Source organism: Paenibacillus chibensis, assembly GCF_004001045.1.
In the GTDB taxonomy this organism is placed as follows: domain Bacteria; phylum Bacillota; class Bacilli; order Paenibacillales; family Paenibacillaceae; genus Paenibacillus_AQ; species Paenibacillus_AQ chibensis.
On sequence record NZ_BIMK01000033.1, the window covers coordinates 13066 to 36529 of the forward strand.

Annotated in this window: 19 protein-coding genes; 11 read left to right on the forward strand and 8 right to left on the reverse strand. The window is 55.3% G+C overall.

Annotated features, from left to right (window positions below; genetic code table 11):
• Positions 1–3 precede the first annotated feature (3 nt).
• The 10 genes from purQ (at position 4) to ilvA (ending at position 12854) form a co-directional block, all read left to right on the forward strand.
• Entirely contained in the window at positions 4–690 is a 687-nt protein-coding gene (gene purQ / locus PCH05_RS21540) for a phosphoribosylformylglycinamidine synthase subunit PurQ (protein ID WP_127605757.1), read from the forward strand.
• Entirely contained in the window at positions 668–2911 is a 2244-nt protein-coding gene (gene purL, locus PCH05_RS21545) for a phosphoribosylformylglycinamidine synthase subunit PurL (protein WP_127605759.1), read from the forward strand. Before purQ ends, purL begins: the two co-directional genes overlap by 23 nt.
• Entirely contained in the window at positions 2896–4377 is a 1482-nt protein-coding gene (gene purF / locus PCH05_RS21550) for an amidophosphoribosyltransferase (RefSeq protein WP_127605761.1), read from the forward strand. The genes purL and purF overlap by 16 nt, the downstream gene beginning before the upstream one ends.
• 110 nt (positions 4378–4487) lie before the next feature.
• Positions 4488–5528, forward strand: a complete 1041-nt coding sequence (gene purM / locus PCH05_RS21555) for a phosphoribosylformylglycinamidine cyclo-ligase (protein ID WP_127605798.1) — start codon at positions 4488–4490, stop codon at positions 5526–5528.
• Positions 5528–6157 (forward strand): phosphoribosylglycinamide formyltransferase, encoded by a 630-nt coding sequence (purN, locus tag PCH05_RS21560; protein WP_127605763.1) that lies wholly within the window; start codon positions 5528–5530, stop codon positions 6155–6157. The genes purM and purN overlap by 1 nt, the downstream gene beginning before the upstream one ends.
• A 276-nt stretch (positions 6158–6433) precedes the next feature.
• Positions 6434–7981, forward strand: a complete 1548-nt coding sequence (gene purH, locus PCH05_RS21565; protein ID WP_127605765.1) for a bifunctional phosphoribosylaminoimidazolecarboxamide formyltransferase/IMP cyclohydrolase — start codon at positions 6434–6436, stop codon at positions 7979–7981.
• A gap of 181 nt (positions 7982–8162) precedes the next feature.
• On the forward strand, positions 8163–9437 hold the full coding sequence (gene purD, locus PCH05_RS21570) for a phosphoribosylamine--glycine ligase (RefSeq protein ID WP_127605767.1): 1275 nt from the start codon (positions 8163–8165) through the stop codon (positions 9435–9437).
• A 209-nt stretch (positions 9438–9646) separates the two neighbouring features.
• Positions 9647–10588, forward strand: coding sequence for a ring-cleaving dioxygenase (locus PCH05_RS21575; RefSeq protein WP_127605769.1), 942 nt, complete (start codon positions 9647–9649; stop codon positions 10586–10588).
• Between the two features lie 15 nt (positions 10589–10603).
• A complete protein-coding gene (locus tag PCH05_RS21580) occupies positions 10604–11209 on the forward strand; it encodes an alpha/beta hydrolase (RefSeq protein ID WP_127605800.1) in 606 nt (201 codons plus the stop codon).
• A gap of 334 nt (positions 11210–11543) precedes the next feature.
• Positions 11544–12854 carry a threonine ammonia-lyase IlvA gene (gene ilvA, locus PCH05_RS21585; protein ID WP_174806290.1) on the forward strand — a complete coding sequence of 437 codons (1311 nt, stop codon included), beginning with the start codon at positions 11544–11546 and terminating at the stop codon, positions 12852–12854.
• An 82-nt stretch (positions 12855–12936) separates the two neighbouring features.
• Here the strand turns inward: ilvA and PCH05_RS21590 are convergent, their stop codons facing one another.
• From PCH05_RS21590 to PCH05_RS27950, 8 genes are all read right to left on the reverse strand, one after another.
• Positions 12937–13797, reverse strand: coding sequence for a MurR/RpiR family transcriptional regulator (locus PCH05_RS21590; protein WP_127605771.1), 861 nt, complete (start codon positions 13795–13797; stop codon positions 12937–12939).
• Positions 13798–13892: 95 nt separating this feature from the next.
• Entirely contained in the window at positions 13893–14570 is a 678-nt protein-coding gene (locus tag PCH05_RS21595; protein ID WP_127605773.1) for a hypothetical protein, read from the reverse strand.
• A 52-nt stretch (positions 14571–14622) separates the two neighbouring features.
• Positions 14623–16767, reverse strand: coding sequence for a hydantoinase/oxoprolinase family protein (locus PCH05_RS21600; RefSeq protein WP_127605775.1), 2145 nt, complete (start codon positions 16765–16767; stop codon positions 14623–14625).
• A 526-nt stretch (positions 16768–17293) separates the two neighbouring features.
• Positions 17294–18586 carry a citrate transporter gene (locus tag PCH05_RS21605; protein ID WP_218030542.1) on the reverse strand — a complete coding sequence of 431 codons (1293 nt, stop codon included), beginning with the start codon at positions 18584–18586 and terminating at the stop codon, positions 17294–17296.
• A gap of 35 nt (positions 18587–18621) precedes the next feature.
• The gene (locus tag PCH05_RS21610; protein ID WP_127605777.1) at positions 18622–19971 is read right to left on the reverse strand and encodes an FAD-dependent oxidoreductase; all 1350 of its coding nucleotides are present in this window, start codon (positions 19969–19971) and stop codon (positions 18622–18624) included.
• A 293-nt stretch (positions 19972–20264) separates the two neighbouring features.
• Positions 20265–21212, reverse strand: a complete 948-nt coding sequence (locus tag PCH05_RS21615; protein ID WP_127605779.1) for a hypothetical protein — start codon at positions 21210–21212, stop codon at positions 20265–20267.
• A gap of 227 nt (positions 21213–21439) precedes the next feature.
• Positions 21440–22099, reverse strand: coding sequence for a DUF1129 family protein (locus PCH05_RS21620; RefSeq protein ID WP_164766750.1), 660 nt, complete (start codon positions 22097–22099; stop codon positions 21440–21442).
• A gap of 84 nt (positions 22100–22183) precedes the next feature.
• Positions 22184–22306 carry a hypothetical protein gene (locus tag PCH05_RS27950; RefSeq protein ID WP_281278788.1) on the reverse strand — a complete coding sequence of 41 codons (123 nt, stop codon included), beginning with the start codon at positions 22304–22306 and terminating at the stop codon, positions 22184–22186.
• A 267-nt stretch (positions 22307–22573) separates the two neighbouring features.
• Between PCH05_RS27950 and PCH05_RS21625 the strand changes: the two genes are divergently transcribed.
• Positions 22574–23404 carry an alpha/beta hydrolase family protein gene (locus tag PCH05_RS21625; protein ID WP_127605783.1) on the forward strand — a complete coding sequence of 277 codons (831 nt, stop codon included), beginning with the start codon at positions 22574–22576 and terminating at the stop codon, positions 23402–23404.
• Positions 23405–23464 lie beyond the last annotated feature (60 nt).

Consider the following 23464-nt stretch of genomic DNA (forward strand, 5'->3'; position numbering starts at 1 on the left):
TCCATGAAATTTGCAGTTCTCGTCTTTCCCGGCTCCAACTGTGATATCGACTGCTACAAAGCGGTGGAAGAAGTTGGAGAGCCTGTCGATTACGTGTGGCATACCGCTACCGATCTTTCCGCATATGACTGCATTCTGGTTCCAGGCGGATTTTCATACGGCGACTATTTGCGCTGCGGGGCGATTTCCCGGTTTGCGCCAGTCATGAACGAAGTGGCCAAGGCCGCGGAGCAAGGCAAGTACATCCTCGGCATCTGCAACGGATTTCAGATTTTGACGGAAGCGGGCCTGCTGCCCGGAGCGCTCTTGCGCAATACGTCCATGAAGTTCCGCTGCCATGATACAGTGCTTAACGTCGTGAATAACCAAACACCGTTCACCCATGATTTTGCCGAGAACGAAGAAATCATCATTCCGATCGCGCATGGCGAAGGCAACTACTACTGTGACGAAGCAACGCTGAAGCAGCTTCAGCAGAACAATCAGATTATTTTCACATACAAGGACAACCCGAACGGATCGCTGGCCGATATTGCCGGGATCTCGAATGAACAGGGCAATGTCGTCGGCATGATGCCGCATCCGGAGCGGGCTGTCAGCGAGCTCCTGGGCTCGGCAGACGGAAAACGCATGTTTACATCAATCCTGAAGGCTTGGAGGGATACCCATGGCACAGCAAGTGTCCGCTAAGGAACCGACCGCAGAGCAGATTGCGGAGCAGAAAATTTATCAGCAGTTTGGTGTGTCCGATAGCGAATATGAGCTGATCTGTTCATTCTTGGGACGTCAGCCTAACTATACAGAAATCGGCGTCTTCAGCGTGATGTGGTCCGAGCACTGCGCGTACAAAAACTCGAAGCCGCTGCTGCGCCGCTTCCCGACCAGCGGACCGCGCGTTCTGATGGGTCCCGGCGAAGGCGCGGGTATCGTCGATATCGGCGACAATCAGGCCGTCGTGTTCAAAATCGAGAGCCATAACCACCCTTCGGCGGTCGAGCCTTATCAAGGCGCCGCGACTGGGGTCGGCGGCATTATCCGCGATATTTTCTCCATGGGCGCAAGACCGGTAGCCCTGCTCAACTCGCTTCGCTTCGGCAAGCTGGAGAGCGACCGCGTGAAATATCTGTTCGAGCATGTCGTATCGGGGATTGCGGGTTACGGCAACTGCATCGGCATTCCGACCGTCGCGGGTGAAGTGATGTTCGACAACAGCTATGACGGCAATCCGCTGGTAAATGCCATGTGCGTCGGCCTCATCGATCATGATAAAATCCAGCGCGGCGTCGCGAAAGGCGTCGGCAATCCGGTATTCTACGTCGGTCCTCCGACCGGACGCGACGGCATTCACGGCGCGACCTTTGCATCCGTCGAGCTGAGCGAAGAGTCCGAAGCGAAGAAGACCGCCGTGCAGGTCGGCGATCCGTTCATGGAGAAGCTCGTCATGGAATCCTGCCTCGAGCTGATCGATTCCGGCATCGTGCTGGGCATTCAGGACATGGGCGCAGCGGGTCTGACCTGCTCCAGCGCCGAGATGGCAAGCAAAGCAGGCAACGGCCTCGAGTTGTACCTCGACCAGGTTCCGCAGCGTGAAGAAGGCATGACGCCATATGAAATGATGCTGTCCGAATCGCAGGAGCGCATGCTGTTCGTCGTGGAGCCGAAGGATGAAGCCCAGGCGATGGAAATCTTCGAACGCTGGGGCGTCATCTGCGCCAAAGTCGGCAAAGTAACCGACGATGGCCGCCTGAAGCTGTTCCATCATGGCGATCTGGTTGGCGACATGCCGGTACAGGCGCTTGTGGACGAATGCCCTGTGTACGAGAAGCCTTCGAGCGTTCCGGCTTATTACGTGGAGAACGAAAACGTGGACACCGAGCGCTACGAAGAAGTGAAGGATTTGGGTGGCGCTTTGAAAACAGTGCTCGCTTCCCCTACCGTGGCAAGCAAAGCATGGGTGTACAATCAATACGACCATATGGTCCGCACCAGTACGGCGGTACGTCCGGGTTCGGACGCGGCCGTGATCACCATTCACGGCACGCGCAAAGGCCTTGCGATGACGACGGACTGCAACGGACGTTATGTATATCTCGATCCGGAGGTTGGCGGCAAGATCGCTGTCAGCGAAGCGGCGCGTAACATCGTGTGCACCGGCGCCGAGCCGCTGGCGATTACGGACAACCTGAACTTCGGCAGTCCGGAGAAGCCGGATATTTTCTGGCAGATGGAACGGGCTGTGGACGGCATGGCGGAAGCTTGCCGTGAGCTGGATACGCCGGTCATCGGCGGCAATGTCAGCTTGTACAATGAAAATGCGAGCGGTGCGATCTATCCGACACCGGTTGTCGGCATGGTCGGCCTGCTGCATGATACGGACCACATTACGACGCAAGGCTTCAAACAGGAAGGCGACGCGATCTTCCTGCTCGGACACACGAAAGCCGAGCTTGGCGGCAGCGAGTTCCAATATGCCGTTCATGGCGTAACGGAAGGACGTCCGCCACAGCTGGATTTGGATACCGAGAAAAAGCTGCTTGCAGGCGTTCTTGGCGCCATCCAAAGCGGCTTGGTACAATCCGCGCATGACCTGTCGGAAGGCGGCCTGGCGGTGGCCTTGGCCGAGTCCTGCATCAGCGGCTCGCTGGGCGCCCATGTTACGCTCAGCTCGGAGCTCCGCCATGATCTGGCGCTCTTCAGTGAATCGCAATCGCGCATTCTGCTCTCCGCGGCGAAGGAACAAGCGGATCGGCTGCAAGCTTATCTGACCGAGCAGGGCGTTCCGGTTACCCGGATCGGCTCTGTGGGCGGAGAAAGCCTGGTGGTCGAGATTAACGACGCGCCGGCTTTGAACGAATCGGTCGAAGGACTGCGTCAGGTGTGGGAGGATGCGATTCCATGTCTCATGAAATAGCACCTCAAACGCTGTGGACCGGAGACTATTATAACGAAGGGGCCGGCAAGGAGGGCCTCTTCGACAAATTGAAGGAAGAATGCGGCGTATTCGGCGTGTACGGACATCCGGATGCTTCGTCCCTCTCTTACTACGGGCTGCATGCCTTACAGCACCGCGGGGAAGAGAGCGCAGGCATCTGCGTGAGCGACGGGGACGAGTTCCATTACCACCGCGGCATGGGGCTGGTGAAGGAAGTATTCGACAAGGATATGCTGTCGTCTCTTAGCGGCTCGATCTCCATCGGCCATGTGCGTTATTCCACGAGCGGGGACAGCAAGCTGACCAATGCCCAGCCGCTGGTGTTCAAGTACCGTGCCGGTGACCTTGCGGTTGCCACCAACGGGAATATCGTGAACGCGCCGCAAATCCGGCGCGAGCTGGAGGAGAGCGGCTCGATTTTTCAGACGACAAGCGATACCGAAGTCATCGCGCATCTGATCGCCCGCTCCTCCAAAGATTTGATCGAGGCGGCGAAAGATGCGTTCAACCGCATCGTCGGCGGATATGCGTTCCTGATCATGACCAACGACAAGCTGCTGGTAGCATCTGATCCGCATGGTCTGCGTCCGCTCAGCATGGCAAGGCTCGGAGACGCTTATATTTTTGCTTCCGAAACCTGCGCGTTCGAAACGATTGGCGCCGAGCATGTGCGTGATATCGAGCCGGGTGAGCTGTTGGTGCTGGACCGTGACGGTCTGCGTGAGGATCGTTTCGAAGAGAAGAAGCACCGCAAAGCGCTGTGCGCGATGGAGTATATTTATTTTGCCCGTCCGGACAGCGACATGAACGGCTCCAATCAGCATGCCGCGCGCAAGCGGATGGGCAGCCGGATGGCACTTGAATCGTTTATCGATGCGGATATCGTCACCGGCGTCCCGGATTCCAGTATTTCCGCGGCGATCGGTTATGCCGAACAGACCGGCATTCCTTATGAGCTCGGGCTCATCAAGAATAAATACACCGGCCGGACCTTTATCCAGCCAAGCCAGGAGCTGCGCGAGCAGGGTGTCAAGATGAAGCTGAGCGCCGTGCGGCGCGTGGTGGAAGGCCAGCGCGTGGTCATGATCGATGATTCCATCGTTCGCGGAACGACCTCGCGCCGGATCGTCAATTTGCTTCGCGAAGCGGGAGCGACCGAGGTGCATGTGCGGATTACTTCGCCTCCGTTCAAAAATCCATGCTTTTATGGCATCGATACGCCGGACCGGCGCGAGCTGATTGCTTCGTCGCGATCCATCGAGGAAATCTGCAAGGAGATCAACGCGGATTCGCTGGCATTCTTAAGTCCGGAAGGCTTGATCGCGTCCATTGCAGGGGATCATGCGGAGGATTACAAAGGCGGCCTGTGCCTGGCCTGCTTCGATAATGATTATCCGACGCGGCTGGATTTTAACGGTGAAGAGAAATTCGGCTGCAGCTGCTAAACAGGTAAGACGGTAAGCTGTTTTATTTAAACAGATGAATGATTTATCAGGTTGCAGATATGCTGCGCAAGGGCAAATGAAAACAATGCTGAAGGGAAGTGTCGTGGGAAGTGTCTGAGGCCTACAAAAATGCCGGTGTCGATATCGCGGCCGGGAATGAAGCGGTAGAACGCATGAAGAAGCACGTAAAACGGACGTTCCGTCCCGAAGTCATGACCGATCTTGGCGGCTTCGGCGCGCTGTTCGGACTGAACAAGGATAAATATGAGGAACCGGTGCTCGTGTCCGGAACGGACGGGGTTGGCACGAAGCTGAAAATTGCCTTCGCCATGGATCGCCATGATACCATCGGGATCGATGCGGTTGCGATGTGCGTGAATGATATTGTCGTGCAAGGCGCAGAGCCGCTATTTTTCCTGGATTATCTGGCCTGTGACAAGGTTGTGCCTGAAAAGATCGAGGCCATCGTGGCTGGGATCGCAGAAGGCTGCCATCAATCCGGCTGCGCGTTGATCGGCGGCGAAACGGCGGAAATGCCCGGCATGTATGCCGAAGGCGAATACGACATTGCCGGCTTTACTGTTGGCGTTGTCGATAAGAGCAAAATCATCAACGGCTCCACCATCGCTCCCGGCGACACCGTCATTGGACTGGCTTCCAGCGGCGTGCACAGCAACGGCTTTTCGCTCGTGCGCAAGCTTCTGCTGGAGCAGGCAGGCTTGCAGCTGCAGGATTCGGTTCCAGAGCTTGGAGGCACCCTGGGAGATACGCTCCTTGAGCCGACCAAAATCTACGTCAAACCGCTGCTCGCGCTGCTGGAGAAGCTGCAGGTCAAAGGCATGGCCCATATTACCGGGGGCGGATTCATCGAAAACATTCCGCGGATGCTTCCTGACGACGTGAATGTCGACATCGATTACGGCTCTTGGCCAATCTTGCCGATCTTCGAGCTGATGCAGCGCAAAGGCTCGATTATGAACCGCGATATGTTCACGACCTTCAATATGGGGATCGGTCTCGTGCTCGTGGTCGCTTCTGAAGATGCGGACAAAGCGCTGGCACTGTTAAAGGAACAGGGCGAAGAGGCTTATCGGATCGGAAAAGTAACCCCTGGCGAGTCGGTGGTCACTTTTACGGGAGCTGACGTTTAATGAGCGCATACCGTATTGCCGTGTTTGCTTCAGGCGAAGGCAGCAATTTTCAGGCCTTGGCGGAAGCCGCGACTGCAGGTACGCTGGGCGGGGCGGAAATCGCCCTGCTCGTCTGCGATAAGCCTGCCGCGCCTGTCGTTCAACGGGCGGAACGGCTCGGCATCCCTGCTTTTATATTCAAGCCGAAGGATTATGAGTCCCGCGAGGCTTATGAGCGCGAGATCGTCCGGCGCCTCGAGGAGCTTCAAGTGGATCTGATCGTGCTCGCGGGTTATATGCGGCTGCTGACTCCGGTTATTGTTCAGCAGTACGCAGGCCGCCTGATCAATATTCACCCGTCGCTGCTGCCTGCGTTTCCGGGGAAAGACGCGATCGGACAGGCGCTGGCATATGGGGTGAAGCTCAGCGGCGTTACGGTTCATTTTGTCGATGAAGGCATGGATACGGGGCCGATCATTGCTCAGCGAGCGCTGGAAGTAACCTCGGGAGCGAACGCTGAATCATTCGCGAACGCTGTCCATGAAGTCGAAAGAGAGCTGTATCCTGAGGTGGTTTCCTGGTTTGCCCGCGGCTGGGTGACTTTGGATGGCCGTCACGTGACCGTTGCGGGCGCACACGGGCAAAAATGAGGACGCAGACGACAAGTTCGGCGCATTCTTGAATCATTATTTTAATATTTTGTCACCGAGCGGTTTCAAAATGGGTACGTGCATTCGATATTTCTCGGGAAATAATAAGGGTTCATCGAAAGTTAGCGTTTTTGCGCGAGGAACAGGGAGGAACACGTCATCATTCTCATCCGTCCCCATATATTCACCTTCGCATTACATAGCGATCTAAATCTGGGGGTTCGTAAGTGGATTTGAAGTGTCTTCCCATCTTCAACTACAAAGGAGGAGCATATTGTGGGTATTAAAAGAGCGCTTGTGAGCGTTTCGGATAAGAAGGGCATCGTAGATTTTTGCCGTGAGCTGTCTGCACTTGGCGTGGAAATTATTTCGACAGGCGGAACGAAAAGCCTGCTGGCGAAGGAAGGCGTGCCTGTCATCGGCATTTCCGACGTGACGGGGTTTCCGGAAATTTTGGACGGACGCGTCAAAACGCTTCATCCCGCGGTACACAGCGGCCTGCTTGCGGTTCGCGACAGCGAAGAGCATCAGCAGCAGATGAAGGAACTGGGCCTGGATTACATCGACCTCGTGGTCGTGAACCTGTATCCGTTCCAGGAAACGATCGCCAAGGCGGATGTAACGTATGAGGACGCCATCGAAAATATCGACATCGGCGGTCCGACCATGCTCCGCTCGGCTGCCAAAAACCATGCATTTGTGACCGTGGTCGTGGATTCCGATGATTACGGTACCGTGATCGAGCAAATCCGCGCTGAAGGGGACACCACCCTCGAAACGCGCAAACAGCTTGCAGCCAAAGTCTTCCGCCATACCGGCGCATACGACGCCCTGATCTCCGATTATTTGTCGAACGTAACCGGCGAGCCCCTTCCGGAGCGCTACACCGTGACCTACGAAAAAATTCAGGATCTCCGCTACGGGGAAAACCCGCATCAAAAAGCGGCATTTTACCGCAAACCGCTGGCTCCGGCGGGAACCCTGACGACAGCCGAGCAGCTTCACGGCAAGGAATTGTCGTACAACAACATCAATGATGCCAATGCGGCGCTGCAAATCGTGAAAGAGTTTGACGAACCGGCCTGCGTGGCTGTGAAGCATATGAATCCTTGCGGCGTAGGTGTTGGTGAAAGTATCCTTGAAGCTTACGAAAAAGCCTACAGCGCGGACCCAACCTCCATTTTCGGCGGGATCGTGGCTGCGAACCGCATCATCGACAGCGACACCGCGAAGCTGCTGAGCGAGATTTTCCTGGAAATCGTATTGGCTCCGGACTTTACGGAGGAAGCGCTCGGCATCCTGACGAAAAAGAAAAATATCCGTTTGCTCAAAATGGGCGAGTTCGGCTCCTCCAAAGAGCGCAAGAGCAGTTTTGTCGTAACATCCATCGACGGCGGCATGGTGGTACAGGAAAGCGACGTGCATGCCGTGGATGAGGCGGATCTGAAGGTTGTGACCGACCGTCAACCGACACCGGAGGAACTTAAGCAGCTTCTGTTCGGATGGAAAGTCGTTAAGCATGTGAAATCCAATGCGATCGTGCTGGCGGCGGACAATATGACCGTCGGCGTTGGCGCCGGGCAAATGAACCGTGTCGGTTCCGCCAAGATTGCCATTGAACAAGCCGGAGAGAAAGCCAAAGGTGCCGTGCTGGCATCCGATGCCTTCTTCCCGATGGGCGATACGCTGGAGCTGGCGGCCAAAGCAGGCATCACGGCAGTGATTCAGCCAGGCGGCTCCATCAAGGACGAAGAATCCATCAAGGTTGCGAATGAGTACGGTATTGCGATGGTATTCACCGGTGTGAGACATTTCAAACACTAAAACGAATCATCGGCCATTTATCATCAAGAGCTTGCTGGATGCAAAGGAATAAATAGAGATAGAAGCCGGGAACGGCTTACCAGATAAGACATATGAAATTGAAGATCAGGCTCCGCCTGCTGCGGCTTGAAGCAGCCGGGTGGAGCCTGAACGTTAATAGGGATTGGAAGAGGAGGCGGACATGGATATTTTGGTCATTGGCGGCGGAGGCCGCGAGCACGCCATCGTGTGGGCGCTGAATAAAAGCAAGAAGGCAGGCCGCATTTACTGCGCGCCGGGAAATGCCGGCATCGGACAGATCGCGGAATGCGTGCCGATTGCCGTGAACGAATTCGACAAGCTGACGGCTTTTGCGGCCGAGAAAAAAGTCGGCTTGGTCGTTGTAGGTCCGGATGATCCGCTCGCGGACGGAATTGTCGACGCATTCGAGGCGAAGGAGATTCCAGTGTTCGGTCCGCGGAAGAATGCGGCGGAAATCGAAGGCAGCAAAACCTTCATGAAGGACCTGCTCCGCAAATACAACATTCCGACGGCAGCGTACGAGAAGTTCGACAGCTATGAAGCGGCTCTGGCTTACCTGAACACGCAGTCCGCCCCGATTGTCATTAAGGCGGACGGGCTTGCGGCAGGAAAAGGCGTGACTGTGGCGCATTCGATGGAAGAAGCACGTCAGGCGCTGAAGGATATCATGGTCACCAAGGTGTTCGGAGAATCGGGTGCACAAGTCGTAATCGAGCAGTTTTTGGAAGGGCAGGAAATGTCGATCCTCTCCTTTGTCGACGGGGAGACGGTTCGCGCCATGCCGGCCGCCCAGGACCATAAGCAGGTATTCGACGGCGACCGCGGCCCGAACACGGGCGGGATGGGGACGTACTCCCCGCTGCCGCATATCGATCCGGCGATTATCGAGCATGCGATTGAGCACATTATTAAGCCGACCGCCAAGGCGATGGTAGCCGAAGGCCGTCCGTTCCGCGGCGTGCTGTTTGCGGGCCTCATGATCCAGCCGGACGGCACGCCGACGACGATCGAATTCAACGCCCGCTTCGGCGATCCCGAAACGCAGGTGGTGCTGCCGCGACTGAAGAGCGATCTATTGGATATTTTCCTCGCGGCGGTGAATGGAACCTTGGGAGAAGTGGACATCGAGTGGAGCCCTGAAGCCGCCGTTTGCGTGGTGCTTGCTTCCGGAGGCTATCCTGCTTCTTACCCGAAAGGTCTGCCGATCGCAGGTCTGGAGCAGGCCGCGAGCGAAAAGGATGCCATCGTGTTCCATGCCGGCACGGCCCTAAGCAGCGACGGGGAATTCGTGACGAACGGCGGCCGCGTGCTCGGCGTTGTAGGCTTGGGAGCGGACATTGCGGAAGCCAGAACCAAAGCCTATGAACAGGCGGAGGGCATTACGTTCAGCGGGAAGCAAAACCGTACGGATATTGCTGCTAAAGCCCTCGTCTAACCTTCCAGACTGATATTAAGCCCCGTGCTTCCAAGATGGTTGGAAGCTGCGGGGCTTTTTAGGCTTGAACCGTCCACTTCTTTGAAAGTAAGTGGATCGACTTTTCACTTTCTATTCGTAAGCTGCTTGCAATTTATCTTCAATTGAACTATTATATAATTAATAATCTTGAATTGGAGATAATTATTGTTCAAGGAGGCAAGATGGATATGCTAAAAACAGCAGGCATTCACCATATTACCGCATTCGTTAACGATGCCCAGCAAAACGTCGATTTTCACGCCGGTGTTTTGGGACTGCGCCTGGTCAAAAAAACGATTAACTTTGATGCGCCGGAAGTGTACCATCTGTATTTCGGCAACGAAAGTGGCAGCCCGGGCACGATCATTACTTTTTTCCCGCAGGAACAAGCCAGAACGGGCGTGATCGGCGGCGGACAGGTCAGCATTACCGTATACGCGATTCCGAAGGGCAGTATGGAGTTTTGGGTGAGCCGGCTGGATGCCTTCGGCATCGGTCATGAAACTACGTCGCGTTTCGGAGAAACCTTCTTGAAATTCCATGATCCGTCCGGGCTGCAGATCGAGCTTGTCGAACGCGAAGAGGGAACGCCAAGCCGCTGGTCGTTTAACGGCGTCCCGGTGGAGCATGCGATCAAGGGCTTCGGCGGCGCGATGCTGAGCAGCGTATCTTCGGCGAATACGATGATCGTACTCGAAAAGGTGCTTGGACTGCAGCGTGCCGGCGAAGAGGACGGACTCGTTCGCTTCCGGGGCTTCGGCGATATCGGCCAAATCATCGACGTGAACGCCGCGGATGCTTCCTGGGGCAATCCGGGCGCGGGTACGGTGCACCATATTGCGTGGCGCGCCAAAGATTACGAGGAGCATGAACAGTGGCGCGAGCTGCTGGCAGAAGCCGGCTTTCATCCGACCCCGGTTATTGACCGCCAGTATTTCAATGCGATATACTTCCGTGAACCGGGCGGAATCCTGTTCGAAATCGCGACCGATCCTCCGGGCTTTGCGCGCGATGAGGCCGAGGGCGAGCTGGGCACGCATCTGATGCTGCCGGAATGGTACGAACCGCAGCGGGAATTGATCGAGCAGGTCCTGCCGAAGATTGAAGTACGTGAAGTGGAGGGAAATTAAATGAGCAACTTAAGCATGAAGCATATTTTTAAACAGGGATCCGATCCGGCCGCACCGGTACTGGTCTTGCTGCATGGCACAGGCGGCAATGAGCATGACCTGCTGCCGCTTGTCGATATGCTGTCGCCGGAATCCTCGGTGCTGGGGGTTCGCGGCAACGTGTTGGAAAACGGCATGCCGCGCTTTTTCCGCCGGCTGGCGGAAGGCGTATTTGATGAAGAGGACCTCGTGCTGCGCACGAAGGAGCTGAATGATTTTCTGGATGAAGCCGCACGGGAGTATGGTCTCCAGCGTGATCGCATGATCGCCGTCGGTTTCTCGAACGGCGCGAATATCGCGGCAAGCCTCCTGTTCCATTACGAGCATGCGCTGTGGGGCGCTGCCTTGTTCCACCCGATGGTACCTCTGCGCGGCAAGGCGCTGCCGGAGTTGACCGGCGTTCCGGTCTTCATCGGCGCAGGCAAGAACGATCCGCTCTGCACGGTATCCGAAACGGAAGAGCTGCAGTCCCTGCTTGAAGGGGCCGGTGCCGAAGTGACGCTGCATTGGGACAATCAAGGGCATCAGCTGAGCAAAAGAGAGATGTATGCCGCTTCCGATTGGCTCGACAACCGTTTTTAATTGACAAGTTTACTCCAGACCTCCTGCCCTTTATCGGGGCGGGAGGTTTTTTGGATATCAGAAAAGATGAACTCCGAAGCAAAAGAGTCCTGAAGTCGTTAGGAACAGCAGCTTCTATAAGCGCCTGTCTTCGATGAAAGCACGTTGAAAGTTGTTTTCTTGTCTGCCGGGGGTTCCGGATGCATGCTTTTTTGGGAAGAAAGCCGGGGAATATGGGATAAACCCTTGAAAAACCTGCGCAAAAAAGGTACGGTACTCTGTAATATATATTTCAGTGAAGTATTGAATAAAGCCCTGAACAACAGATAGAGGGTTGATGGAGTGAGGAGAAAACATGAAGGATCATTTGAATGAAACGACTGCCCCGAATACGGCTGTAACGGCAAATGAGAACGTGGATCACGTGGTGTCCATGGAGGATATCGTGCGTGCGCATCATGTGCTGCGCGAGGTCATCGTACGCACGCCGCTTCAGCATGATGCGGTGTTGTCCGCAAAGTATAAATGCAACGTCTATTTGAAAAGGGAAGATCTGCAGGTGGTGCGCTCTTTTAAAATCCGGGGTGCGTATAACATGATCCGCAGCTTGTCTGCCGAAGAGCTGGCTAACGGCATCGTCTGCGCCAGCGCCGGCAACCATGCCCAAGGTGTAGCTTTTTCCTGCAACGCGCTCGGCATTCTGGGCAAAATCTACATGCCAAGCACGACGCCTAACCAGAAAGTAAAGCAGGTAAAGCGTTTTGGAGGCAGCAATGTGGAGGTCGTCCTGATCGGCGATACGTTCGACGATGCATCCGAGGAAGCGATGAAGGCCTGCAAGGAGCAGGGCATGACCTTTATCCATCCGTTCGATGCCCCGAAAATCATCGCGGGCAACGGTACGATCGCGATGGAAGTCATGGAGAGCCTGAACGCGCCCGCGGATTACGTATTCGTGACGATCGGCGGCGGCGGTCTGGCGGCAGGCGTGAGCACGTATATCAAAACCGTGAGTCCTTCCACCCAGGTAATCGGCGTTGAGCCTCTGGGGGCGGCATCCATGAGCGAGGCGCTGCTGCGCAAACAAGTCGTTACGCTGCAGGAGATCGATAAATTCGTGGACGGCGCCGCCGTGAAAAGAGTCGGGGACATGCCGTATTCCATCTGTTCCAGCAAGCTTGACGACATCGTGAAGGTGCCGGAGGGCAAAGCCTGCACAACGATTCTCGACCTGTACAACGAAAATGCGATCGTAGTCGAGCCGGCGGGCGCACTGCCAGTCGCTGCGCTGGATCTGTACAGCGAGCAGATTCAGGGCAAAAACGTCGTCTGCATCATCAGCGGCGGCAACAACGACATCGACCGGATGCAGGAGATCAAGGAGCGCTCCCTGATGTACGAGGGCATCAAGCATTACTTCATGATCAACTTCCCGCAGCGCTCCGGCGCATTGCGCGAATTTCTGCAGGACGTGCTCGGCCCCGGCGACGATATCACGAACTTCGAATATACGAAGAAGCATAACAAGGAGAACGGCCCGGCGCTGGTCGGCATTGAGCTGAACAGCAAAGAGGATTACCTTCCGCTGATCGAGCGCATGAACCGCAAGGGCTTGCAGTACACCGAGCTGAACAAGGATTCGAATCTGTATAACATCTTGATTTGATGAGAGTCATGCCTAAACACACCCCAGGCAGCATAACAAGAAGCGCCCCTCCGTTTCCGGAAGGGCGCTTTACGTTTTCGCATTATAAATAATAATTCGTCATCGCCTGGTCGCTTGCCAGGACGGCTTCACTGTCGAGCTTCTTTTTCAAATAAGCTTTGTCCGAGGAAATGAAGATGCTCATAATCAGATCCACGACGAACAGGAAGGTGATATGATTCGACATCAGCGCACTGTTGTTCACTGATATTTTGTCCGGCACGATGATGTTCACGTCCGCATTTTCCGTGATCGGCGAAGAATCATAACATGTGATCGCAATCGTCTTGGCCTGATGGACCTGCGCGATCGCGACGGTATCGACGATCTCCTTCGTCGAGCCGGAGCGGGAGAAGGCCACAACGACGTCTTCCTTGCCGCACTGCGCGGCGGCGATTTTCATGGCCCGGCTGTCATTCAGCGCTTCGGCCATAATGCCGATGATCGACAGGCGATTCTTCAGGGCGATGGCCGCGAGATAGGAATCGAACAGGCCGATGACATAGATCCGTCGTGCGCCCTTCAGAATGTCCACCACGCGGTGGAGCTGCTCCTCGGTGACGAGCGCCGACGTATTAACGATCAGTTCATTGTAATCGAGCGCAAGCGCATCGATCGGGTTGATCTCCCGGCGTTCTTTTTTCTTGGCCTGCATATCCCGGTAAAAGGCATCTTGGGCAAAAGCGATTTTAAAATCGTTAAAGCCCTTGAAGCCCACTTTTTTGCAAAACCGGTTAATGCTCGTTTCCGATACGCCGATTTCATTGGCAATGGACGTGATCGTGTTGCGCGTGATGAAGTCCGGATTGTGTATGACAAAATTGGCGATCTGGTTTTCACCATAAGTCAATTTTTGGGTTTGCGATACGATTTTGGCGATGACAGCCGGAACCTGTGAAGACATGCTACCTCCTCCTGATCTAACGCTGGAAATACGAATCCGATAATCTCCGCTAGATTTCCCCATTATATCATACCGAGTGAGGTATTAAGAGTGCATCATATCCAACATTTGCAAGCGGCGAGCTGCTGCTCGAACGCTTCGGCCTGCATCTGTTTCTCGCCGATCAGATAAGCATAGTCCAGCAGATTCGGCAGGCAGGGCAGACCCGTCACTTCCCGGCAAAAAGCATGTGCGGCAATCTCGCTGCACTGCACCACGCTTGATCTTTTCGTATACGGTCCCAGCCGGAAAACATCGATCCGTTCGAGCTGCTCATTCGTAAAAGCGTTATCCCGGTACTCGAGCCAGTGGTAGAATTCATGCGCCAAATGAATATCGATCAGCAGCTTCATGTCCGCTTCTTGACCCCCGGGCAGCTCTCCGAGGAGATCCCGGCACACTTTCTGCATTCCCTTCAGGGAAGACGCGTACAGGATGATCTGCGGCGGTTTCTTGGCAAAATCGATCTGCGCGCGGAAAGAAACGCTGCGATAGTCGCCGGAAGCTTGCGTCACCTCATAATGAAGGCCGGCGTCTTCGCACATCCGGCGGATGCTGCTGCCTTTATACGGTACCGCGGCCTGTCGTCCCGCACGAAGCGATTCCTGGACGTAATACGGGATTCTGGCTTTCGGAATTTTATGAAAAAGCGGATCCTGCCTCAGCTCCATGCATGCCAAAAGTTCATCGGATATCGCAGGCAGAAGAGAGGGGGACGGGTACGGAACCGGCATCTGCAGCGCCTCCTTATGGGATGATTGACGAACGCGAATGGAATCGCGCGGCTTACTGATAAGCGACGACCAGCATTTCGTCCTGGGCGGACAGCATCTCGGTCTCGATGTCGAGAATGGACAGCAGCTGCTCTTTGGTCTGCATGCCCGTTAAGTCAAGCATTTTCTCCTTGTAAAAGACGAATACCTTCGGCAGCGTCGCATTCGCGTCGGAGTAGATCGTGTTGTCGTCGAGAAAATCGCTCAGCGCATCGGTCGCAGCTTTGCTCAGCTTGGCGTAATGCACGTTGCTCTTCTTGAAGCGGACGACGCCTTCGCGGTCGAGCACGCTGACGCTGCTGGATTTCTTTTTCAGCAGCCCGAAAAATGATTTTTTCACGCTTTCGCCGGCAAACAGGCTCCAGCGTCCGGTTTGCGCAGCCAGCATCGTGTTCTCCACCGGCAAATCGATCGAGCTGGCGGCGATCGCCTGCATGTCTTGGGCCGACATCGCCTCCTGGGCCAAATCCTTCGAACGCAGCTCCGTGGAGCCGGTGGCGACCGCGCGGAGGATGTTCTTCTGATTGTCGATCTCGATCGTCACTTCCACGGTATCCTCGGAAGCGCCGGACTTGACGATCCGCTCCACGATATCGGCACGGATGCGCTTGATATCCTCGTCGGTCGGGTTGACGACAGTGCGCTCCAACTGCTCCTTGACCATCGCCAGCGCGACGCCGATGGTGGACACGTACGGCGCGTTATTGGCGATTTGGGATTTGAAGCCTTCGCGCTCCGCCATCGCAGGCACGAGCACGGCACCGCTGCCGCCGCCGCCCACGAGCGTAACGAAGGAGCGGTCCAGCTCGTAATCGTCGATCATTTCGTTCACGGTCTTCATCGTCTTGTCGATCGCGATGTTCATGACTTGTCTCGCGGCCTCTTCCACGCTGACGCCGACATGATCAGCCAGCGCTTTCCAGGCCTTAAGAGCCGCTTCCTGGTTGCCCTTGGCATAGTCGCCTTCCGGCACGTAGCCCAGAATGTTCGCCGCGCCGGCGAGGGTGTAGGAATATTCCCGTCCGTCTTCGCATTCGAGGATCGCGTATTCGGCCGGGTCGCCCTCGCGGGGACTGACGAATTTCACTTTCGGGTTGGTAATATTTTCCGACTTCGTAAAGGCTTCGTACTCCTTGCCGGCAATATGCGCGCTCCTCGGGCCGACATCCGTGATGCGTCCGCCGGCGACCTTGATCATGCTGCCGCCGGCGATGCCGAGCGTGCGCACGTCGAGCGACTGCAGGTAGGTGCGGTGACCGCCGACCTCGGCATTTTTGATCATGACCTTGCCGTTCTTAATGACGGAAATGTCGACGCTGGTGCCGCCGACTTCAAAGAAAATGCCGTCGGATATTTTCTCGTACATCAGCGCCCCGGCGACGCCTGCAGCCAGGCCCGACAGCATCGTCAGGATCGGCCGCTTGCGCACCTCGTCGATGCTCATGACGCCGCCGTCGCAGCGCATAATCATGAGCTGCGACTGGATGCTCGCGTTTTTGACGGATTTCTCGGTCATGTTTGCCGTTTCCATCATTTTCGGAATGAGGGAGGCGTTGACGACCGCCGTCCGCGTCCGTGTCTTCAGCCCATAGAGCTGGCTGATCTCATGGCCGCCGGTGGCGTAGATGCCTTTGCGGTTCGCAAGCTCCACCACGCGCAGCTCGTTGGCGGGATCATCGACGCTGTAAGCCTCGGAGGCGACGATAACCTCGGCGCCTTGTCCAGCCAGCTCATCGATCGCGGCCTCGATCTGCTCATCCGTCAGATTCTTCGAGTCCAGATACGTATGATAGGTGTGAAGATATTTGCCTGGAGCAAGCTCGATGTCGCCCGGATTGGATTCGGAGCGGGCGCTCAGCCCATCGAGACCGGAGCCCATGCCGATGATGCCTACCTTGGCGACATCGCCCTCCAGCAGGGCATTGGTTGCCTGCGTGGTGCCGTGGGCGATGAAGGTAACGTCCTCCGGCCGGACGCCTTTGCTGCTTAGGATTTGATTCAAAATTTGAACGATCCCCTTCGCCACGCCGTCCGGATCATGGTGAGTGGTCGGAATTTTCATTTTCTCGATGACTTCAAATGTTTCGTTATCGATGAGGGCCGCGTCGGTAAACGTGCCGCCGACGTCGATGCCCACTCTTACCTTTTGTCTCCCCATAGTGTCCTCCTGAGATGACGGGCAAAGGACCGGTGAGGGTGCTTCGCCCGGTTTGTGTTCTTATATCGTTGAGCATCGCTTCGGATATTCATTGGACGCTGAGGCATCGCTCCGGATACTCATTGGACGCTCATGCATCGCTCCGGATACGGATTATTCTTCTGATCGCTGTTGCCCCCGAATTCCTTGAATAAGTGTATACAGAGTTGGAATTCGGGGGCAAAGGCGAACGCTGCGCTTCTACAGAACAATTCCGTCTCCTCCGCTGAAGCAATAATGCAAAACCAAAACAATATCCAAAAAAGGGCCTAAAATCAAACATCCAAAAACCAAACATCCAAAAACCAAACATCCAAAAACCCAAATTCATATCACCAAAGCACATTTTCAATATCTCATCTCTGTACCCATTGAACAACCTTGAACCTAACCTCGAACCTAACCTCGAACCTAACCACGAATCTAACCTCGAACCCTAATCTTTAACCTAAATTCCTATCTCGATCCAGACCCTTCTCTGCCTACTTTAAAACACCATGAACGCTCCGAAAATCAACGAGATCAGCACGGATGCCATCGTCCACGGCAGCGTCTTTTTCAGGATCTCGTTAATGTCGCTTTTCGTGAAATCCGCTACCCAGACGTTATGCGAGTTGGTCGGGTCGGAGACGGACTGCACGTTGCTGACCGCGCGCAGGGCGAGCATGGCCGCAACCGGCGTCATGCCGGCGGAGACGAAGAGGGCGGCGATGCCGCTTCCAAGGCCCCATACGTTCAGCGGCCCGCGGTAGATTGCAAGCGGCGACAGGATCGTGAAGAACAGGATGTACATTACCGGGTTGCCCGGCAGCACCGATTCAATCAGCGGCGAGATGACAGCCGACACCTGCGGCGACATGACGGAGCTCAGCAGGATGCCGATGCCGATCATCAGCGCCATGGCTCCGGCCACGTCCTGAATACCCTCAATCATGGCGCTGGAAAGGATATGGATCGGACGCTTCGGCCAGGTGAGCAGGATCGTGACGATGGCGCCGATGATGACGGCCGGCACGATATCGATCTTGAAGACGAAGACGAGTATGACCGGCACGAGCGGACTGATCAGCGCAATCGCAGGTACCTTCTTGTTATCGCCCGGCGTAGCGGCAGGCATGGCCCAGGCTTTGCGGCCCTTGCCGTCTTTTTTGATGTAGAAAACGATCATGATGAGCGAGACGAGGATCAGAGGCAGGGCTACCACCAGCGTGTAGTTGGCGATTTTATCGACCGAGAGGCCCAGCACATCCACGTATACCGCCCAGTTAGACACGTTGAAGAGGGAGCCGACCCCGACGGCCAGCAGGACGACGATGGAGGCGACGAATTGCGAGATGCCCGCCGTCAACATGATCGGAATGACAATCGTACCGACGAGGATGACCATGCCCAGTCCGCCGGCGGCAGAGAAGATAATGGAAGCGGTAATGAAGAAAAGAATCGCGATAAGTACGGGTTTGTCCCCGGCCAGCTCGGCCGCCTTGCGGATGATGGATTTGGTGATGCCGACCTTGTTCAGAATCTGGCCGAACCAGGCGCCGAATACGAGGCCCGCGATCGCGCCGGACAGCTTCATGGAGCCGCCGGCCAGGATGGTCTTGGCGATCGAGGTCACGTCCGGATTGTTTGACATCCAAGGTACGCCGGCGATGATGGCGAAGAGGATCGCCATACAGGGCAGGGCCAGAATGGTAGGCAGCTTGCGTGCCATCATAAGTCCTACGAATACGAGAAAGACGAGCAGAATGCCGATTGCTTGGAACCACATGGACGTTGTCACAAGAATTTCCCCTCTCCAATGGGTGATATGCCAATCTAAACTTCCAGATAAGCGCCTTGCTCCTTCAAAATCGTCTGCACCTTCTTGATGTCAATGTCCTGCACATCCTGTCCCTCCAGCGCCGCGAGCGCTGCCGCAACCCCGCCGCCGTGTCCGATGGCGCCTGTCGTCGGCGTCGTTCTCATCGCGGCCTGCGCCTCGAAGGTGGCCGAGATGCAGCGGCCGATGACGATCAGGTTTCTCACGGAGTCTGTGATCATGCAGGAAAAGGGAATGCTGTACATGCCGCCCCATTCCAGCTTCTGATGCTTCGTGCCTTCGCCGTCCGGGCTGTGGATATCGATCGGGTAACCGGAGTGGGCGATGGTATCGTCGAACAGGCGCTGCTCCAAAATATCGTCCGCCGTTAGCGTGTACACGCCTTTGATCTGACGCGAGCCGCGGACGCCGATGTTCGGTCCCGTGGACTCGACGACCGCGTTCTCGAAGCCCGGAATGTATTTGCGCACGAACAGCTCGAGCTCCCGGCACTGCTTGCGGCCTTCCATTTCGGCCCGGCTCAGGCTGAGCGCGTCGGTGGCATCATGGCCGAGGATGCGGGTGGTGTTCAAGATGACCTCGCCCGGGTTGTTCGTTTCGAAGAATAGAATGTTCTCGCGCGGAATGGAAATCTCGCCGCGTTCCTTCGCCTTGCGGAAGAGACTGTCAAAGCCGCCGACCGAAAGGCGCGGAGCCTTCTCGATGATGGAGGTATCTCCGTTATATAACGGAAAATCCTCCGGATGGCTGTGAATATACGCCTTGACCTTGGAGATGTCGACATTGTACATTTTCATCTTCAGGGTCATCGGCTGGGTTGCCCCGTCGGACTCGCGCCCCTTCGTGTATTCGACGCCTGCGCCTGCGGACAGGTCGCCGTCGCCTGTAGCATCGATGAAGACGGCGGCCCGGAGCTCGCCGATGCCCGATTTGTTGCATACTTGAATGCCGGTGATGCGGCCGTTCTCCGTAAGAACTCCGGCCAGCATCGTATGATAGAGGATGTCGGCCCCGGCTTCGGTTACCATCAGCTCCAGCTCATGCTTCATCGCCTCGGCGTCAAACGGGGTGACCGAGTATGTAAAGCCCACGGTGTCGAATATATGCCCCGGGGATTTCCCCAGCTTCTTCAGCCGTTCGATCAATTGATTGGTGAATCCCTGAATGGCGAGCTTGTCGCCGGCATGGAAGGTCATCATCGGACCGACCCCGTTAGCTGTAAGCGTGCCTCCCAAAAAACCATGGGACTCAATGATCAGCGTCCGTGCCCCGGTCGTGGCCGCAGCCATGGCTGCCATGGAGCCGGAGATGCCTCCGCCCATCACGATCACGTCGTATTGCTGCATGTTTCTTCACTCCTTTTCCCAGAATGAATTTCCTTTTAATGCCTTTAGGCTAACAAAATATAATTACTTTGTAAACGCTTTTAGAAAATAATTTTCTTAATATCCGGAAATATAGAAAATTATTTACGGAGTGTGATAATAGATTTATATACTCCGATGGAGGGAAATAAGAACTAAAAAAAAGAAGACCCCCGTCTCGGAAGTCTTCTTTCTTTCACTCTGTTGATTCTATACATCGTACAGCCAGCCTTTTCGAGGCTCGGAATTTTGCCGATCTTGAGCGCAGAATTCCGTTATTTCAATCCGGTTGCGGCTTTTCGATACTTATCGACTTCAGGCGTCAGGACATCGTTGTTTTTGTCCAGCACGTCCAGGAAGCCTTTGATCTTTTTCAAATAACCGCTCTTCGTCACATCGCCTTTGCTCACCGCGGCCTGCAGGGCGGCTTTGGCCTTGGCGTCCACTTTGTGGGTATCGTAGTCGAATAGAGGCGTGTTATTGAGTCCGGACATCGAAATGCTCAAATACTGGGTATACAAATTTTTCACTTGGGCGGTTCGGTTCGAATGCGGGAAGCTCTTCACGAAGGCTTCCTGCGCCAGCGCGCGCTTGGTCACTTCCGTCCATCCGATGGACAGGGCCGCATCATTGGCGAACGGAGCCTTGGTCTCCACCGTCATGATATCGATATAGCTCTTGATGTCGGCGGTCACGTAGGAGCGGACCTTCTGGAACCGTGGATAATCCACGACCAGATAGAACATGCCTTCCGAGGTTTCCAGGCGGTAGCCGCTGTCGCGTGCGCCTTTAAACAAGGCTTTCAGGTTCTTGTCGCTGGTCTTATTGATGAGCGATGTCAAATCATCGCCGGACTTCATGAGCTTCATCAGTTTGGACTGAACACCTTCCTTGAAGAACTTGTCGTTCCAGGCATCCAGGTTCGCTTTTTCGGCGTTTTCGAGCTTCAGTGCCATCAGACTTGCTTGCCAAGGCGTGACCTGATAGATGTTTTTCTCCATGTAGCTGAGCGCCTCCGCCTGCTTGGACGGGGATTTGAGCAGCTTCATCATCTGATTGTAGATGGCGTTCTGATGCGCCGCTTTGGCTGAAGCGGAAACGGAAGCGGTGACGGTTTTCGTGGCGGCGGATGTTCCGGCGGCGTGAATCGCTCCGGCGCCTGCCTGCAGGGAAATGGCTGCGATCAGGGCAGCGGCTGTGATTGCGGATTTATTGAATTTCATGAATAAGCACCTCCAAATGAATTTCGTTAACCTTTCATACCTTCATATTACCCGCGTCTTGTTTCGGGATGGCGTCCGCTTGTTTCGAGGATGTAAACATTTGAAAGAAACTTGGAGATATTTTTGTCTTTATGCGGGTTTATTTGCTTTAAAACACAAAAAACATCTCTGCCTGCAGCGAAACCCTAGCTGTTACAGGCAAAGATGTTTTGTTCTTTATGGCGATGCTATTTGGATTTGCGCATAAAAATGAAGCGGATGCCCAGGAAGCCGATGACGCACAGGACAAGGCTGAGCCATGGCGGCACGGTGAATACCGGCAGCATTCGGCCAAGCGAGAAGCCGAGCGCCATCACGACGACCGCAATGATCACATAGACGCCGATGGCTTTCAGATTGATTCCCTGCTTGCGGTTCTCCTGCTCTTTGGCGAGCGACTTCGTCAGAACCTCCATGACGAGGATGGAGCCGACCGCAACCAGAATGATCGCCAGCAGGCTGAGGCGGTTCAGCGAACTGCCGCTGTAGCCGGCAAGCTGCGCCCCGAAGCCGATCACGGCCTCCACCAGAAACAAGACCGTAAGCCCGATCCAGGCAATCATGATGTAGTAGGCGGTTCCCTCGACGGGCTTCACCGCCGGCAGCGTTTCGACAACCGTGCGGGCGTAAGCTTCCGCATCCCCGCCGAAGAGTCCCGCAGCCGATGTTCCTTTGCGCTGCGCTTCCAGCACGTCCCGCGCCAGTTCCAGCAGCCGCTGTTCGCCCTGCTGCCGGTCTACGCGGCTGTCGCGCACATAGACCACGATCGTTTCATAAAAATCCCGGTTATCCGGAGTCATCTGCTCCCGCAGACGGTTGTTCTCTTGAATCATTTGTCTTGGTGTCATATCCGTTCCTCCGTATACAACAAGTATAGGAACAGAAACTGCCGAACACAAGGGGATGCGTTCCATTCGGATCCTTGGCCCGGCTTATTCCCGGTAAAAAAGATTCTCGTAATTCAGGGCCACGTAAATCACGGCCAGTATGACACAAGCAACGAGCACCCAGGACAGGGGATGCTCGCGAATATGCGAGATCCATTGTTGCCACATGTTCATAACCCTTTCCCAAATGACAGTTCTCCCCGTAGTTTCCGCGATGCGGACACGTTCCATACCAAGCCGCACGGATTTCACAAAAAACCCTTTCGGATAACGATTGACAAGGCCAAGAAGGCGGTGATAATATGATCATCAAACCTAATTCTTATTAAACTTATCGGAATTATTAAATATAAATAAAAAACAAGCTTGAACATCGGCAGAACGCAGATATGCCGGCCGAACGTTCAATGATTTATTTAGAGGAGGAGAAGCGTCATGGAAAGACAGATACTTATTCGCCATGGTCAGGAGGAGCTGACCGCGAGCCTTCATTATCCGGTGCAGCCTGAGGGCTCTAACGGACGCTGCGGGGAGCGGGCCCCGCTTGTCGTCATTTGCCACGGTTTCGTCGGAAGCCGGGTGGGCGTGGACCGTTTATTCGTGAAAACCGCGCGGGAGCTGGCTGCGGAAGGCTACATGGTGCTGCGCTTCGATTATGCCGGCTGCGGCGAGAGCAGCGGCTCTTACGGGAAGGAAGGGCTGGAGTCGATGATCGCGCAGACCCGGAGCGTGCTGGATTATGCGCTGGATTGCGGCAATGTCGATCCGTCCCAGGTGACGTTGATCGGACACAGCCTGGGCGGGGCGGTAGCCATCCTGACCGCGGTGCGCGACCGCAGGGTGAAGCATCTGGTGCTGTGGTCGGCGGTCGGATATCCGCTCAGCGATATCTTGAAGATTACCGGCCGGGAGGTGTACGACCATGCGGTCAAGACTGGCAGCTCCGATTATCTCGGCTTCGAATTCGCGCCCGCCTTTTTTGATTCGCTGGGCACCTACCAGCCGTTTCAGGAGGCCATTAAGTTCACAGGCAATGTGCTGGTTGTGCACGGCACGTCGGACGACACGATTCCGGTGGATTACGCTTTTCTGTATCAAAAGGTATTCTGGATGCGGCCGGAGGGCCGCTGCGATAAAGAAATTATTTTCCAGGGGAATCATACCTATTCTTCGGGAGCCCACTGCGGGCAGCTGATTCATCGGACGAAGGAATGGTTAAACGAGCAGAAGAACCTGCAGCAGGATTGGCAGCACTGGATGATCTAACGCAAAACCGCAGACACTCTATACATTACAAGAAATCATTCAAGCCAGCAGTGATACAGA